Below are 14950 nucleotides of genomic sequence, written 5' to 3'. Positions count from 1 at the left end.
GCTCGCCTCTTCCTCGACGGCCACGGCCGGATGCGATCTTCCGTTCGCGGGCGGCGTGGCCGGGGTGGACTGCCGCCGTCACCGGCGCTTCCGCGCCTGTGACGCCAGGTTCTGCTCCGAGGCTTCCGGGCGTTCGATGCGGGTGGGATCGCCGCGTACGAGGTCATCGTGGATGCGCCAGCGGGCGGTGGTGACGGCGCGCTCCGCCGCCTCGTCGCCGTGCTCGATGCGCTGCCGCAGCAGCCGCATGGCGATGCGCCGGTTGAGGCTCAACTGCCGCTCGGTGTCGACCACGACGACGATCCCCGTGGGCCGGTGGGTCGCCCGCACGGCCGTGCTGGCCTTGTTGCGATGCTGACCGCCCGGGCCGCCGGTGCGGCAGGCGACGATGTCGACGTCTGCTTCCGCGAACGTCGTGCGCGGGGTGTCGACCTGGCACGGTTGGGCGATGACGTACCAGTTCTTCCGGCCGGTGCCGGCCCGGTACGGACTGGGGGCCTGCCAGCACAGGGTTCCGGTCCACGAAGCGGCGAACGCCTCGGCGCCGGCACCCGCGATCCGGACGAGGACCGACCGGTAGGTGCCGGGCCGCTCACCGGGAACGGTCTGGGCCCGATGGGTCTCCAGCCGCTGCCGGGTGGCGTCGGCTTCCAGGCGGTGCAGCAGCTGGGCCAGCGCCCAGGTGCACTCCTGCGGGCCGCGCCCGGCCGACAGCAGCAGGTGGACGCTCACGGCCGCCCCCGCCTGCGGCGCTGCTCCCGATGGTCCCTCTGGGGCGCCGACCCGAGGTCGGGCGTCTTGTAGGTGACGAGGGGGATCGTGGTGGCCACGGGCGTGGCCAGGTCATGCTCGACGAGGTCGGCGATGACCTGCTCGATGCGCTTGTAGGCCGTCGGCGCCTCCTCGAAGAGCAGCTGCCGGTCGCCGCACACCACCAGCGACCCCACCGGTGTACGGCGCAGCTCCTCGACCGTGTGCTTGGCCCGCCCCCGGCGCAGGGCGTCCGCACGCGACATCTTGCGGCCCGCGCCGTGCGCCACGGAATGGCCGGCGTCCGGCCCGGCGTGGGCGGCCACCAGATAGGAAGGGGTGCCTCGCGTACCGGCGATGAGCACGTCGCGGCCGTCACCCGGCGCCGCCCCCTTGCGGTGCAGGTAGCTCCCGTCGCGGACCTCGACCAGGTTGTGGCACTGGTCGACGATCGGCTCGGTGGGCTCGAATCCCAGGGCATGGGCGACCCGGGCGGCCAGCAGCCGCCGGTTGAGCGAACCCCAGCGTACGGCGTCGTCATGCAGCGCCAGGTAGGCGCCGGGATCAGGGGCGGGGCCCGCGCCGTGGACCTCGGTGTGCGCCCGCAGGATCCGCTCGCCCAGCCCACGGGAACCGCTGTGGACGATGAGCACCAGGTCGTCGGCGGCGAGCCCGAGACGGCTCGCGTGGTCCGGCTCCAAGACGGTCCCGATCCGCGCCAGCTCGACGAAGTGGTTGCCCCGGCCGACCGTCCCGAGGCCCTCGACGTGACCGGCGGGAATGTCACCCTTCACCACGTCCCAGGCGGGATCGTCGGCATCCCGCTCGGGATCCAGCGCGCGATCGAGATCGGGGAACCGGGCGGCGAGCTTCTCGGGCACGGCGCGCTTGAGCTTGACGGGGAACACGGCGATGCCGCAACCGATGTCGGAGCCCACCAGGAACGGGTACAAGACGGCCGACGCCATGGCGGCGCCGATGGGGGCTCCCTTGCCGGGGTGCAGGTCCGGCATGGCGGCGACGTGCATCATGCCGTCGAGGGCGGCCACCTGGTGGCACTGCGCGACGGCATCGGATTCGATCCAGCTGGTGGGGGAGGCGAACACGGTGACGGTGGCCGACCCCATGGGCGGGGTGGATTGCTGAGACAAAACGCTCTCTTCGCTGAACAGGGCATGGGCAGGCGGCATCACGGCGCGAACCGGCGCCGCGGCATCTGGAAAATACGGGTGCTGTCCGTCAGAGCATCATGGAGACCACGTTCTCTGAGCCCCGCCATGCGAGGCAAACGGTTTTCGGCCGTACGGGCCTGCATGCCTGGACGACGCACCCTCCAGTCCGTCCCGATGGCCCGCCGCCACCAGGGCACGAACGCCGGCTCTGTGGCAAGCAGTCACCGGTACCGGATTCGCGTTCGCGGGCGATCAGGTCATGCAAGGCAATTCGGGCGGCCCCCGGCCTGCACGCGGTGACATGGGGGCCGAGGTGGAACAGCTGATCAGGCGGTATGGCCCTGGGCGTCGGCTACCGCGCCCCGCTGCCATCAGGGCCGCACCAGACGAGGTCAGGCCGCAGTTGTCCGCCAGGCGCTCCCGCAGGGCCCATGGATGCGCGCTCAGTGGTCGTGGCAGCAGGCGACTCGGGCTTCCTCGAGCTGGGCAGGGTCGTTCCACCAGTGGCTCGCCGTGCTCGGGTGGACGGGGACGCGGTCCTTGACCTTGCCGGAAGGCGCAGCGGCTGCGGGTGCCGCCTCGTCGGTGGTGGTGGAGGACGGGTAAGGCGCGAGGAGCTGCTCGACGGTGTGGTGTCTCCCGCCGACGACGACGGCGGTGACGTTGGCGGCGTCCTCGATGCGGGACAGCGGGTCGCCGTCGATGATGGCCAGGTCGGCGTACATGCCCTTGGCGATCCTGCCCAGCGGGAGGCCGAGGTAGGCTCCGGACGTGCTGGTCGCGGCGGTGAGCGTTTCCCGCGGGGTCAGGCCGTACTTGACCATGGCGCGCAGGTTCATGTGCAGGCTGATGCCGAGGTGATCGATCGGTGCGTCGGTGCCGGCGGTGACCACGCCGCCGCCGCGGATCATCGCCGTGAGCTGCGCGACCTGGTTGGCGAGGTTCGTCCGGACCACCTGGACCGCCGCAGGGTCGGCGGTCTGCGCCGTTCTGACCGTCGCCTGGAGCTGCGCCATCCGCCAGTTCGGGTAGAGCCGGCGGACTCGTTCGTCGGTGACCAGCGAGGTGTCGTCCCGGTAGAGGGTCGAGGAGTTGAACAGGGTGGGCGTTCTGGCCATCTTCGAGGCGTTGAACATGGAGATGACGTCCGAGTAGGCGGACCCGACGTTCGTGACGGTGCGTGAGTAGCCGAACCGGTTGGTGGCGCCGACGTGCTCGGTCTGGTCGCCGCCCATGGCGATCGCCGGATAGTGGTAATGCGAGCTGACCGGTTTGCCCTGGCGGTGGGCCCAGTCGATGACCTCCCTGTGCCAGACGACCGGCAGCCGCACGTAGCACTTCATCATGTCGTAGTCGAGGGAGGCGGCCCGCTGCAGTTCGAGCCGCAGTTGGTCGTGGGAGAACGTCGGGCGCATGAAGTTGTAGTAGATGCGCGCCCCGTCGATGGCCTCGCCAGTGCCCAGGTAGCGCGGTGCGGGCCGGGCGCCGGACTGCACCGACTCGCGCTCCTCGACCATGTGGTACGCAGGTGAGCCAGGTGAACGCGTCGTGGTGACGCCCAGGGCGAGCCACAGCGGACCCTGCCGCGAGCCGTAGGCGTAGCCCTGCATCTCACGGTGATGGTGGATGTCGATCAGGCCAGGCATGACGAACCTGTCGCCGGCGTCGATCCGGGCGCCGGGCCTCCCGTCCCGGTGCGGCTCGATCGCGGTGATCCGCTGGCCTCGTACGACGATGTCGACGTCGCGGACGACGCTGCCGGAGACGCCGTCCCACATGCGGCCGGCGTGAATGACGACCTGATCGGGGCCGCTGTCGTTGCGCCAGGTCAGCCGCATCGGAATCGACCGGGCGGGCTTGCCGTCGAGGCGCACGCTCTTGAGACGTCCCCCGTTCAGGTAGACGAGGGCGGCCGAGCCGCCTGCCCAGACGGGGGCGTCGGAGACCTCCTGGGTGACCTGACGGGCGCTGCCGGTGGGCCGTCCGGTCCTGTCGACGGGCAGGACCCACAGGAGCGATTCCATGGCGAAGGCGAGCATGGTGCCGTCAGGCGACCAGACCGGCCCGTCGTCGCCGCGGGTCTGCAAGGATCGGTGTGGCGCGGGGTCGATGTACGTGCCGGCACCCGTGGCCCGGTCGACGAGCAGGATCTTGGACAGCCCCTCACGGTAGCGTCGTGAGTACGGCACCACCGCGGCCAGCGCGAGGGTTCTGCCGTCGGGTGACCAGGTCGGGCGGCCTGGTTCGAAGGTGGCGTCGAAGATCTTCTGCAGGTCGCCGGTGGAGACGTCCACAACCCACAGGGCGCCGTCCTGGTCCAGGTAGGCGATCTCCCTCCCGTCGGGTGACCACCGGACCGACAGGGCGGCGGAGTCGGTCAGATGGGTCACCTGCCGGTCGGCGCCGGTGCTCAGATCGCGGACCCAGATGTTGAGGGTGCCGGTGCGGTCGGTGACGAACGCCAGTCGCCGCCCGTCCGGGGAGAAATCCGGGTCGGCTTTCCACCAGCGGTCACGGAAAAGCGGTTCCGGCGCGCCACCGATGCGCATCAGATAGATGTCGTTGAGCGCGCGGAAGGCGATGGCGGACCCGTCCGGGGACACGGCCGGGCTGCCGATTCCGACGACGGGGAACGACCCGGGCTCGTCGAATACGCGGACCCTCTTCTTGTACTTCGGAGTCGTCGCCGTCAGCGCGGCGGTGAAGCCGACTGTCCCGACGGACGCGGAGTTGAGGCGGCGGACCTTGATGGTGCCTGCGGAGGTGTAGTAGTAGCGTCCGTCCGGGGCGAACCGGGCACGGAACGGGAAGACCTCCTCGCCGGTGACGAGGGTGCCCGCGGTGCCGGCCAGATCATTGGCGCCCGAGTGGAAGAGGTGGTAGGCGAGGTCGGTGCCGTTCGGCAGCCAGGACGGCTGGTGAATCACCTGACCGGCGGGCACCGTCACCGCGGTGCTGCGCGTGCCGGAGGCGACCTCGATGACGTCGATCCTGGTGTCGGCGACGACGAACGCGATTTTGCTCCCGTCGGGTGACCAGGCCGGCTCGTACTCCTCGACGGGGGTGTCGGTCAGGACGCGGCTCGCTCCGGTGGCGACGTCGAGCAGGTGGATCCCGTAGCTGCCCCCCGCGTCGGACGAGTAGGCGATGGTGCGGCCGTCCGGGCTGTAGCGGGGCTCTCGATGGTCGAACGGGCCGGTGGTCAACTGCGTGATCGCGGACCCGTCGGGCCGGATCGTCCACAGGTTGAAGACGCCGTCGCGGTACGACTGGAACACGATGGTGGATCCGTCCGGGGACCAGTCGGGCTGGGCGATGTCGTACAGGTCGCTGGTGAGCCTGCGGGCGGTGCCCCCGGAGGCGGAGCAGACCCACAGGACACCGAGCAGGTCGAGGGCGAGCAGGCGGCCGTCGGGCGAGGGCGCGACGGCGAAGTCGGTGCCGGAGGCGACGGATGTCCTACCGGCGTTCCCCGCTACGCCGGCCCCCGCCGGTGAGGCGGGGGCGAGCGCGGCGGCCAGGACGGCACCGCCGCCCGCCAAGACGGCCCGGCGGGACGGGCGTGACGTCGATCCGGAGGTGGAGGTGAACGCGCTGGGGGGAACCGGTGAATGGGACATCGGGGCTTTTCACTCCACTATTCACGCATGGTCAGATAGTCATCGAACGGCTGAAAATGATGACGCGCGATTCATGGTCCAAGGCGAAATGAGCTCATCCGGTTGATCATCGCCACCACCCGCTTGCCGGCGGCTCATCGAGCAGAGGCGGGCAGATGCGCTCATTGAGGGCAGCGGGGCCTGCTTGACCAAAGTACGTGCATAGGAATGTACATACGTCGGTCAAAAGAATTGGTCAAGAGGAACCGGTGGGACGGGGGGTGGCGCTCACTGTGATCGCCGGATGGCGGGCTCCTGCTCACCGCGACGTCCGGCGGAAGCGAGCTGGCGGTCAGCTTGTTCGACGCCAAGGGCGAACTGGCCAGGCCGAGCACCAGCCTGGCCACCGGCCTGGCCGACAGATTGCGCGGGCTCGGCTGCACGACCTCATCAGCCCCATGCTGCGGTCGCACCCGGCCGTGGACCACTGGATCCGCGAGGCTTTCGGCACGTCCGGCGGCGCGACCCGCGCATCGGCTGCTCGCGGCGACGGCGCCGGCCTGCGTGCCGGAGGCTAATCGGCTGAGGGGATGCGCGACATCATGCGCTCCATGCCGTTGACCCAGTTGTCGCGCAGGGCCTGCGCGGCCTTGGGAAGGTCTCCGGCGATGAGCAGCTCGGCCACCAGGCGGTGCTCGGTCGCCTCCCGCTCCAGCGGAGTGTCGTCGCCCGCCAGCAGGTGGGCGTAGCGCCGCATCCCCGCCTTGACGCTGGTGATGAGGTCGAGCAGCCGCTCGTTGCGGCAGCCGCTCAGCAGCAGGTCGTGCCACTCGTCGTCATGACGCTCTATGTCCTGCTGCTCCGCGATCCGGTCGGGGAACTCCTGGGCCATCGTCAGCAGCTCGGGCGCGATGCGGTGAAGGTGGGCGGGGTTGGAGCAGTCGAGTGCGAGCGACTCCAGCGCCGCGACGATCTCGCACAGCTCCCGGAACTCCTTGCGGCTCACCGGCGCGAACCTGAAGCCGCGGCCCTGGCTGCTCTCCAGCACGCCCTCGCCCGCGAGGGTGATGAGCGCCTCGCGCAGGGGTGTGCGGCTGACGCCCAGCTCCGCGGCCAGCGCGGCCTCGTTGATGTCGGTGCCCGCGGCGAAGTCGCCCCGGTCAAGCCTGGTCAGCAGCTCTTCCCTGATCTGCTCGCGCAGCGGTCGCCGCTCGATGGGCATGTGGCTCCTTCGGGTTTCGGCCAGGCCAAGCTTACCGCTTGACGCGATACAAAATACTGCACTATGTATTCTGAATACAAAATATCACGAGAGGGGAGCGGGAGTGAGCCTGACCCGGGTGCCGGGGCTGCTGTTCGGCGGCGACTACAACCCCGAGCAGTGGCCCGAGGAGGTCTGGGCCGAGGACATGCGGCTCATGGCCGAGGCCGGGGTGAGCATGGTCACCGTCGCGGTCTTCTCGTGGTCGCGGCTGGAGCCGCGGCCCGGCGCGTACGACTTCGGCTGGCTCGACCGCGTCCTGGACCTGCTGCACGAGCACGGCATCGCGGCCGACCTCGCCACCGCGACCGCGACCCCGCCGCCGTGGCTGGTGCGCGAGCACCCGGAGGTCATGCCGGTCGACGCGCAGGGGGTGCGGCTGGAGTTCGGCTCGCGCCAGGGCTACTGCCCCAGCTCGCCGCTCTTCCGCGAGCACGCCGCGCGGCTGGCCACCGCCATGGCCGAGCGGTACGGCGCCCACCCCGCCCTGGCCATGTGGCACGTCGGCAACGAGTACGCCGACCACACGCTGGAATGCTTCTGCCCGGAGTCGGCCCGGCACTTCCGTGCCTGGCTGGAGGCCCGCCACGGCACGATCGAGTCGCTGAACGCCGCGTGGGGCACGTCCTGCTGGGGCCAGCACTACACCGCGTTCGGGCAGATCGAGCCGCCGCGCAGGGCGCCCGGCCCGATCAACCCGGCCCAGCTCCTCGACTGGCGCCGGTTCTGCAGCGACGCGCTCCTGGAGCTGTTCTCCGCCGAGCGTGACGTGCTGCGCGCGATGACCCCGGACGTTCCCGTCACCACGAACTTCATGAGCGTCCTGCACGGCCTCGACTACTGGGCTTGGGCCGCGGCCGAGGACCTGGTGAGCGACGACGCCTATCCCGACCCGGCCGACCCGGAGTCGCACGTGGCGGTCGCGCTCAGCTACGACCTGATGCGCTCGCTCAAACGGCGCCCCTGGCTGCTGCTGGAGTCGGCGCCGTCGGCGGTGTCGTGGCGCGAGGTGAACGTCCCCAAACCGCCCGGCATGATGCGGCTGCACAGCCTCCAGGCGGTGGCGCACGGCGCCGACGGCGTGCTGTTCTTCCAGTGGCGTCAGGCCAGGTACGGCCCGGAGAAGTTCCACTCGGCCCTCCTCCCGCACGGCGGCACGCGCACGCGCGGCTGGCAGGACACCCTCCGTCTCGGCTCCGACCTGCGGAGACTCGCCGAGGTCGCGGGCACGGACACGCGGGCCGAGGTGGCACTCGTGCTCGGCTGGGACAGCTGGTGGGGCCTTGAGGCGCCGGAGTCGATGCCGTCCGACCGGCTCAAGCTCAAGGACCTGCTGCTCGCCTGGTACGCGCCACTGCACGCCCGCGGCATCACGGTCGATCTCGCGCCGCCGGACCGCGACCTGTCCGGCTACCGCGTGGTGATCGTCCCGAACCTCTACCTGTGCACCCCCGAACAGGCAGGCAGGCTCGCGTCGGTCACCGGCGAGCTGGTGGTCGGCCCGTTCAGCGGCGTCGTGGACGCCGCCGACCGCGTCCACGACGGCGGCGCGCCCGGCCCGCTGCGCGATCTGCTCGGCGTCGCGATCGACGAGTTCTGGCCGCTCACCGACGGCGCGACCCAGCCGGTGCGGTACGCGGGCGGCGCCGGCGGCCTGGCCAGGACCTGGACGGAATGGGTGCGCCCTGACGGCGACGACCCCGCGGCGGTGCTCGCCACGTACGAGGGCGGCGACCTCGACGGCCTGCCCGCGATCACCCGCAAGGGCCGCGTCACCTACGTCAGCTGCCTGCTCGACGACGTGACGCCCGTGCTCGACCAGGTGCTCGGCGACGTCACGGCCGTCGAGACGCCCGCGGGCGTGGAGGCGGTCCGCCGCCGGCGCCACCTCTTCCTGCTCAACCACACGACCACCCCGCAGCGGGTCACCCTGCCGTACCCCGGCACGGACCTGCTCACCCAGACCCGCCTGCGCGGCGACATCGAGCTCGCCCCGCGCGACGCCGTAGTGCTCAGGATCGAAGGAGACACGTGACGCACCCGTACATCCCGAACGCCGAACCCGGCGTGCGGGCCGAGATGCTCGCCGCGATCGGCGCGTCGAGCGTCGAGGACTTCTACGCCGACATCCCCGCTGAGCTGCGCCTGGCCCGGCCGCTCGACCTGCCCGCGCCGTTCACGGCGGAACACGACCTGGTACGCCACATGAAGGGCCTGCTGGGCCGCGTCACCGACACGGAGCAGGCGCTGAGCTTCCTCGGCCACGGCTGCTACCCGCACCACGTCCCGGCCGTGTGCGACGAGGTGAACGCGAGGAGCGAGTTCCTCACCGCGTACGCGGGCGAGCCGTACGAGGACCACGGCCGCTTCCAGGCCCTGTTCGAGTACGTCAGCATGATGGGCGAGCTGCTGGAGATGGACGTCGTCAACGTCCCGACCTACGACGGCTTCCAGGCGGCCGGCACCGCCCTGCGCATGGCGTGCCGCCACACCAGGCGCTCGAAGGTCTGCGTCAGCGCCGCCATCAGCGCCGACAAGCTGAGCAAGCTGCGCGACTTCCTCGCCCCGGACGTCGAGATCGTCCTGGCCGCGGTGGGGGAGGGCGGCGAGATCGCGGTCGAGGCGTTCGACGACTCCTACGCCGCCCTCTACCTGGAGACCCCGAACGTCTACGGCGTCGTCGAGACCCGCGGCCGCGAGCTGGCCGACCTGGCCCACGCGCACGGCGCGCTGCTCGTGGCCGGCGCCGACCCGATCTCTCTCGGCGTGCTCGCCCCGCCCGCGTCCTACGGCGCGGACATCGCCTGCGGCGACATCCAGTCGCTCGGCATGCACCAGAGCTACGGCGGCGGCCACGCCGGCTACATCGCCACCCATGACCACGAACCGCTGGTCGCGGAGTTCCCGTCCCGGCTGTTCGGGATCGCGCCGACGAAGGTGCCCGGCGAGTACGGCTTCGGCGACGTCTACTACGACCGCACCTCCTTCGCGCACCGCGAGGAGGGCAAGGAGTGGGTCGGCACCGCCGCCGCCCTCTGGGGCATCACGGCCGGGGTCTACCTGGCGCTCATGGGCCCGCAGGGCATGCGCGAGCTGGGCGAGACGGTCCTGGCCCGCACGCGCTACGCCATGGACGCCCTGGCCGCGTCGGTCACGGTGCTGCACCGCGACGCGATCCACTTCCGCGAGTTCGCCGTCGAGGTGCCCTCCAGCGCCGCCCTGCTCGACGGGCTGCGAGAGCGCGGCATCTACGGCGGCGTCGCGCTCGACGACCGCACGGTCCTGGTCTGCGTGACCGAACGCCACTCCATCGCCGACATCGACCGGCTCGCCGCAGCCGTACAGGAGACGTTGTGAACACCACGGAGTCCTTCGCCGAGCTCCCCATCGCGCCGAAGCCGCCGCTGCGCCGCTTCCACCAGGCGCGCTGGGACGAGCCGATCATCTTCGAGCTGTCCGCGCCCGGCCGCCGCGGCGTCGCCGTGCCCGAGCCCGGCGCCCCACGCGTCGAGCTGCCCGGCTCCGTGCGCCGCGCGCAGCCGCCGAAGCTGCCCGAGATGTCCCAGCCGCACGTGCTGCGGCACTACCTGCGGCTGTCGCAGGAGAACCTGGGCGCCGACCTCAACATCGACGTCGGGCAGGGCACCTGCACGATGAAGTACAGCCCCAAGGTCAACGACAGGTTCGCCGCCGCCATCGCCGAGCTGCACCCGCTCCAGCACGAGGACACCGTTCAGGGCGTGCTGGAGATCTACTGGAGGCTCGAACGCATGCTGGCGGAGATCTCCGGCATGGCGCGGGTCTCGCTCCAGCCGGGCTCCGGGTCGGCGGCCATCTACGCCAACATCGCCATGATCCGCGCCTACCACGCGGCCCGCGGCGGGGCACGCCGTGACCAGGTGATCACCACGATGTTCTCCCACCCGTCGAACGCGGCCTGCGCCAAGACCGCGGGCTACGAGGTCGTCACCCTGATGCCGGACGCCGACGGCCTGCCCGACATCGAGGCGCTGCGCGCCGCCGTCGGCCCGCGCACCGCCGCACTGATGATCACCAACCCGGAGGACACCGGCATCTTCAACCCCCGGATCAGGGAGTTCGTGGACCTGGTGCACGAGGCGGGCGGCCTGGCCTGCTACGACCAGGCGAACGCCAACGGCATCCTCGGCATCACCCGCGCCCGCGACGCCGGATTCGACCTGTGCCACTTCAACCTGCACAAGACCTTCTCCACGCCGCACGCCTGCGGCGGGCCCGCGGCCGGGGCGTGCGGCGTCTCCGAGGACCTGGCGCCGTTCCTGCCCGGCCCGGTCGTCGCCTTCGACGGCGAGTCCTACCGCCTGGAGACGCCGCCCGCCTCCATCGGCAAGGTTCGGCCGTTCCTCGGCGTCACCCCGAACATCGTGCGCGCCTACGCCTGGATCATGGCGCTCGGGGCCGAGGGCCTGCGGCAGGTCGCCGAGACGGCCGTACTCAACAACAACTACCTGATGCACAGGATCCTGCAGATCCCGGGCGCGTCCGCGCCGTGGGACAGGCGCAGGGTGGAGCAGGTGCGCTACTCCTGGCAGGAGCTGTCGGAGGAGACCGGGGTGCACTCGGAGGAGATCGGCCTCCGAGCGGCCGACTTCGGGGTGCACTACTGGACCAGCCACCACCCGTACGTGGTGCCCGAGCCGTTCACGCTGGAGCCCACGGAGTCGTACTCGAAGGAGGACCTCGACGAGTACGCGCTCATCCTGGCGCACGTGGCCGAAGAGGCGCGGCGCGATCCCGGGTTCGTCAAGGGCGCGCCGTACAACCAGAGCGTCCACAAGATCGACATGACGCCGCTCGACGACCCCAAGGAGTGGGCGCCCACCTGGCGCGCCTACGTCCGCAAGCACCTGTCATGACGGGCGCGGCGGTGGTCGGGCTGGTCGTCAACCCGGTCGCCGGTCTCGGCGGCGCGGCCGGGCTCAAGGGCAGCGACGGCGTGGAGGTGCAGCGCGCGGCCCTGGCCAGGGGCGCGACACCCCGGGCGGGCGAGCGGGCGGCGCGTGCCGTCCGCACGCTGATGGCCCGCCGTCCCGGGACCCGGGTGCTCACGGTGCCGGGCCGGATGGGCGAGGACAGCGTGCGCGCCTCCGGGACCCCGTACGACCTGGTCCGGCCGCCGACCGGGCCCGCCGAGGCGTGTCCCGGCGGGTCCGCCGGGACGAGCGCGGCGGACACGCGGCGCGCCGTGGCCGCGCTGGCCGGGGTGGACCTGCTGCTGTTCGCCGGTGGTGACGGGACGGCGCGTGACGTGCTCGACGCGGTCCGCGCGCTCGGCGGCCAGGCGCCGCCCGTGCTGGGCGTTCCGGCCGGGGTGAAGGTCTACTCCGGCTGCTTCGCCCTCAGCCCGGCCGCCGCCGGGTTCGTCGCGGCTGAGTTCGACCCGGTACGTACGGCCGAGGCCGAGGTGGTGGATCTCGACGAGGACGCCTACCGCCGCGGCCTGGTCAGCCCCCGGCTGTACGGCAGCCTGCGCGTCCCCGCCGCCCGCGCCGCGCTGTCGGGGCGCAAGACCGGATCGTCAGGTACGGCGCCCGCCACCGCCGAGGGCGTCGCACGGGAGGTCGTGGCCAGGATGCGGCCCGGCGTCCGTTACGTCCTCGGACCGGGCGCCACCACTCGGGCCGTCGGCCGCGCGCTGGGCCTCGCCACCACGCTGCTCGGCGTGGACGTGGTGGAGCTCGCTCCGGCGGGCGGCCGCCTGGTGGCGGCGGATGTCGCGGAGACCGAGCTGTTCGGCCTGGTCAGCGGCAAGGAGTCGGTGCTGGTTCTGTCGGTCATCGGCGGGCAGGGGTTCGTGCTGGGGCGCGGGAACCAGCAGGTGTCGCCCCGGGTGCTCGACGCGCTGCTCGATGGCGGGTCCGGCCCGGGCGGGCGGCTGCTCGTCCTGGCCACCCAGCAGAAGCTCGCGTCGCTGAAGGGACGGCCGCTGCTGGCCGACAGCGGCGACGAGGACCTCGACAAGAAGCTCGGCGGGCACGTCCAGGTGATCACTGGATACCGCGAAAGCACGATTTATCGCATTTGTGCGGCAAGTGAGGAGTTCGACGGATGAAGACGCTCGACGGCAAGGTCGCGATCGTCACGGGCGGCGCTTCGGGCATCGGGCGGGCCACCGCCCTGCTCTTCGCCAGAGAGGGCGCCCGGGTGGTGGTCGCCGACCTCGACGCGGCCGGAGCGGACGCCACCGTGGCGCGGATCGCGGCGGAGGCGGGAGAGGCGATCGCGGTGCAGGCCGATGTCTCCGACCCCGAGGACTGCCGGCGTGTCGTCGGCGCCGCCGTCGAGATCTTCGGCGGCCTGCACGTCCTGTTCAACAACGCGGGCATCATCCGCCGCACCACCGCGCTCGACCTCGACGTCGAGGAGTGGGACCGCGTCATGGCGGTCAACGTCCGCTCGGTGTTCCTCATGTGCAAGCACGCCATCCCGGCGATGACCGAAGGCGGCTCGATCGTCAACACGGGGTCGGGATGGGGCCTCAAGGGCGGCGCCAACGCCATCTCGTACTGCGCCTCCAAGGCCGCCGTGGTCAACATGACCCGCGCGCTCGCCATCGACCACGCCAAGGCCGGCATCCGGGTCAACTCCGTCAACCCCGGCGACACCGACACGCCCATGCTGCGTGACGAGGCCCGCCAGCTCGGCGAGGACTGGGCCGCCTTCCAGTCCGACGCGGCGGACCGGCCGATGGGCCGCCCGGGCACCCCGGACGAGATCGCCCACGCCGTGCTCTTCCTGGCCGGTGACGCGGCCGGCTACATCACCGGGTCCGCGCTCGTCGTCGACGGCGGCGGGCTCGCCTGACCCACACCCCCCACGCAACCCCCTGAAGGAGCCGACCATGAACCGTGCCCTGGCAGTCCTGGGCCTCCTCGCCGTCGCGACGACCGCGTGCAGCGGCAGCGGCGGCGGGAACGTCCCCGGCGTGAGCAGCGGATCCGGCCCGGTCACCGTCCGCTGGTCCACCTGGGGATCGGCCGAGGACATCAAGCTCTACGAGAAGTTCACCGAGGACTTCGAGAAGCGCCACCCCGACATCACGCTCAAGCTGGAGCCGGTCGCCAAGTACGAGGACTACCATCCCAAGCTGCTCGCCCAGCTCACCAGCAGGACCGCCCCCGACGTGTTCTTCGTGGGCGACGACAACATCGGCAAGTTCGTCTCCGCCGGGGTGCTCACCCCGCTCAACGACAAGCTGGCCGGCCCTTCCTCCAAGAGCAGGCCCGAGGGCTTCTTCGAGGGCATCTACGGCGGCGCCAAGAAGGACGGCCAGGTCTACGGCGTCCCCAACGACACCAATCCCGAGGTGCTCTGGTTCGACAAGAAGGCGCTCAAGGACGCCGGGATCACCGAGGACCCCGCCGCGCTCAACGAGGCCGGGCGGTGGACCATGGCCACGTACCTCGACATGAACGCCAAGCTGAAGGCGGCGGGCAGAGCCGGGTCGATCTTCTGGAACTGGTACGGCTCCACGTACTCCATGATCAACGGCTTCGGCGGCAAGGTCTGGGACGGCGGCAAGTTCGTCGCCACCACCGACCCCAAGGCGCGCGAGGCCCTGCAGGCGCTGGCCAAGGGCTACCAGGACAAGACGTTCCTCAGCGCCGACCTGCTGCCCGACAGCAACGGCCCGAGCACGCAGTTCCTCAAGCACCAGGCCGGCTTCTACGCCGGAGGCCGGTGGATGATCGACTCCCTGAAGAAGGGCGGCGAGCTGGACGACTACGACATCGTGCCGTTCCCCTCCCAGACCGGCCGGCCCATGCCCGGCGCGGTGGCCGCCTCCTACCTGGCGCTCAACAAGGACACCAAGCTGCCCGAGCAGGCGTTCACCTTCCTCACCGAGTTCGTCAGCAAGGAGGGCCAGCTCATCAGGCTCAGGGACGGCGGCGCCGTGCCGTCCGTCAAGGGCGCCGAGCAGGTCGTCCTCGCCGACGGCTACCCCGCCCACGCCCAGACCTTCCTCGACGTGCGCGACACCGGCTTCGCGAACTATCCCGAGGAGGTCGCCGTGCCCGGCCTCACCGCCGACATCAACGAGCACCTGATGAAGGTGTGGACCGGCAAGGTCGGCTTCGACGAGGGCATGACCCGGCTCCAGAAGCTCGTCGACGGCAAGCTGGGCTAGC

At 71.2% G+C, this 14950-nt stretch carries 11 protein-coding genes; 7 read left to right on the top strand and 4 right to left on the bottom strand.

Annotated elements, in window-relative coordinates; all coding sequences use genetic code 11:
• Positions 1-78: 78 nt before the first annotated feature.
• From prfH to ACFKCF_RS46450, 3 genes are all read right to left on the bottom strand, one after another.
• Complete coding sequence (gene prfH / locus ACFKCF_RS46460) at positions 79-732, bottom strand: peptide chain release factor H (RefSeq protein ID WP_394501780.1); 654 nt, start codon at positions 730-732, stop codon at positions 79-81.
• Positions 729-1901 carry an RNA ligase RtcB family protein gene (locus ACFKCF_RS46455; protein ID WP_394501779.1) on the bottom strand — a complete coding sequence of 391 codons (1173 nt, stop codon included), beginning with the start codon at positions 1899-1901 and terminating at the stop codon, positions 729-731. The genes prfH and ACFKCF_RS46455 overlap by 4 nt, the downstream gene beginning before the upstream one ends.
• 464 nt (positions 1902-2365) lie before the next feature.
• Positions 2366-5542, bottom strand: coding sequence for an amidohydrolase family protein (locus tag ACFKCF_RS46450; protein WP_394501778.1), 3177 nt, complete (start codon positions 5540-5542; stop codon positions 2366-2368).
• Positions 5543-5836: 294 nt separating this feature from the next.
• Here ACFKCF_RS46450 and ACFKCF_RS46445 point away from each other — a divergent pair, with 294 nt between their 5' ends.
• A complete protein-coding gene (locus ACFKCF_RS46445; protein ID WP_394501842.1) occupies positions 5837-6142 on the top strand; it encodes a hypothetical protein in 306 nt (101 codons plus the stop codon).
• On the opposite strand, the gene ACFKCF_RS46440 is transcribed toward ACFKCF_RS46445, so the two are convergent.
• Positions 6096-6743: a GntR family transcriptional regulator gene (locus tag ACFKCF_RS46440; RefSeq protein ID WP_394501777.1), complete on the bottom strand. Its 648-nt coding sequence runs from the start codon at positions 6741-6743 to the stop codon at positions 6096-6098. The genes ACFKCF_RS46445 and ACFKCF_RS46440 overlap by 47 nt on opposite strands.
• Before the next feature lie 103 nt (positions 6744-6846).
• Here ACFKCF_RS46440 and ACFKCF_RS46435 point away from each other — a divergent pair, with 103 nt between their 5' ends.
• Genes ACFKCF_RS46435 through ACFKCF_RS46410 form a run of 6 tightly spaced genes read left to right on the top strand, consistent with a single transcriptional unit; the run spans position 6847 to position 14949 of the window.
• Positions 6847-8817 carry a beta-galactosidase gene (locus ACFKCF_RS46435; RefSeq protein ID WP_394501776.1) on the top strand — a complete coding sequence of 657 codons (1971 nt, stop codon included), beginning with the start codon at positions 6847-6849 and terminating at the stop codon, positions 8815-8817.
• Entirely contained in the window at positions 8814-10139 is a 1326-nt protein-coding gene (gcvPA, locus tag ACFKCF_RS46430; RefSeq protein WP_394501775.1) for an aminomethyl-transferring glycine dehydrogenase subunit GcvPA, read from the top strand. The genes ACFKCF_RS46435 and gcvPA overlap by 4 nt, the downstream gene beginning before the upstream one ends.
• Positions 10136-11677: an aminomethyl-transferring glycine dehydrogenase subunit GcvPB gene (gene gcvPB / locus ACFKCF_RS46425; protein ID WP_394501774.1), complete on the top strand. Its 1542-nt coding sequence runs from the start codon at positions 10136-10138 to the stop codon at positions 11675-11677. The genes gcvPA and gcvPB overlap by 4 nt, the downstream gene beginning before the upstream one ends.
• The gene (locus ACFKCF_RS46420; protein WP_394501773.1) at positions 11674-12873 is read left to right on the top strand and encodes an ATP-NAD kinase family protein; all 1200 of its coding nucleotides are present in this window, start codon (positions 11674-11676) and stop codon (positions 12871-12873) included. The genes gcvPB and ACFKCF_RS46420 overlap by 4 nt, the downstream gene beginning before the upstream one ends.
• Positions 12870-13625 carry an SDR family NAD(P)-dependent oxidoreductase gene (locus tag ACFKCF_RS46415; protein WP_394501772.1) on the top strand — a complete coding sequence of 252 codons (756 nt, stop codon included), beginning with the start codon at positions 12870-12872 and terminating at the stop codon, positions 13623-13625. Before ACFKCF_RS46420 ends, ACFKCF_RS46415 begins: the two co-directional genes overlap by 4 nt.
• A 37-nt stretch (positions 13626-13662) precedes the next feature.
• Positions 13663-14949, top strand: coding sequence for an ABC transporter substrate-binding protein (locus tag ACFKCF_RS46410; RefSeq protein WP_394501771.1), 1287 nt, complete (start codon positions 13663-13665; stop codon positions 14947-14949).
• Position 14950: the final 1 nt, after the last annotated feature.

Origin of the sequence: Nonomuraea sp. JJY05, assembly GCF_043496855.1 — a bacterium.
Taxonomy (GTDB): domain Bacteria; phylum Actinomycetota; class Actinomycetes; order Streptosporangiales; family Streptosporangiaceae; genus Nonomuraea.
The sequence above is the reverse complement of the archived record's forward strand: the minus strand, read 5'-3'. Positions and strand labels throughout refer to the sequence as shown.

Coding starts and splice junctions, on each gene's coding strand:
- ACFKCF_RS46450 (WP_394501778.1), bottom strand. CDS start 5,542: ATGTCCCATTCACCGGTTCCCCCCAGCGCGTTCACCTCCACCTCCGGA.
- ACFKCF_RS46440 (WP_394501777.1), bottom strand. CDS start 6,743: ATGCCCATCGAGCGGCGACCGCTGCGCGAGCAGATCAGGGAAGAGCTG.
- ACFKCF_RS46420 (WP_394501773.1), top strand. CDS start 11,674: ATGACGGGCGCGGCGGTGGTCGGGCTGGTCGTCAACCCGGTCGCCGGT.
- ACFKCF_RS46415 (WP_394501772.1), top strand. CDS start 12,870: ATGAAGACGCTCGACGGCAAGGTCGCGATCGTCACGGGCGGCGCTTCG.
- ACFKCF_RS46410 (WP_394501771.1), top strand. CDS start 13,663: ATGAACCGTGCCCTGGCAGTCCTGGGCCTCCTCGCCGTCGCGACGACC.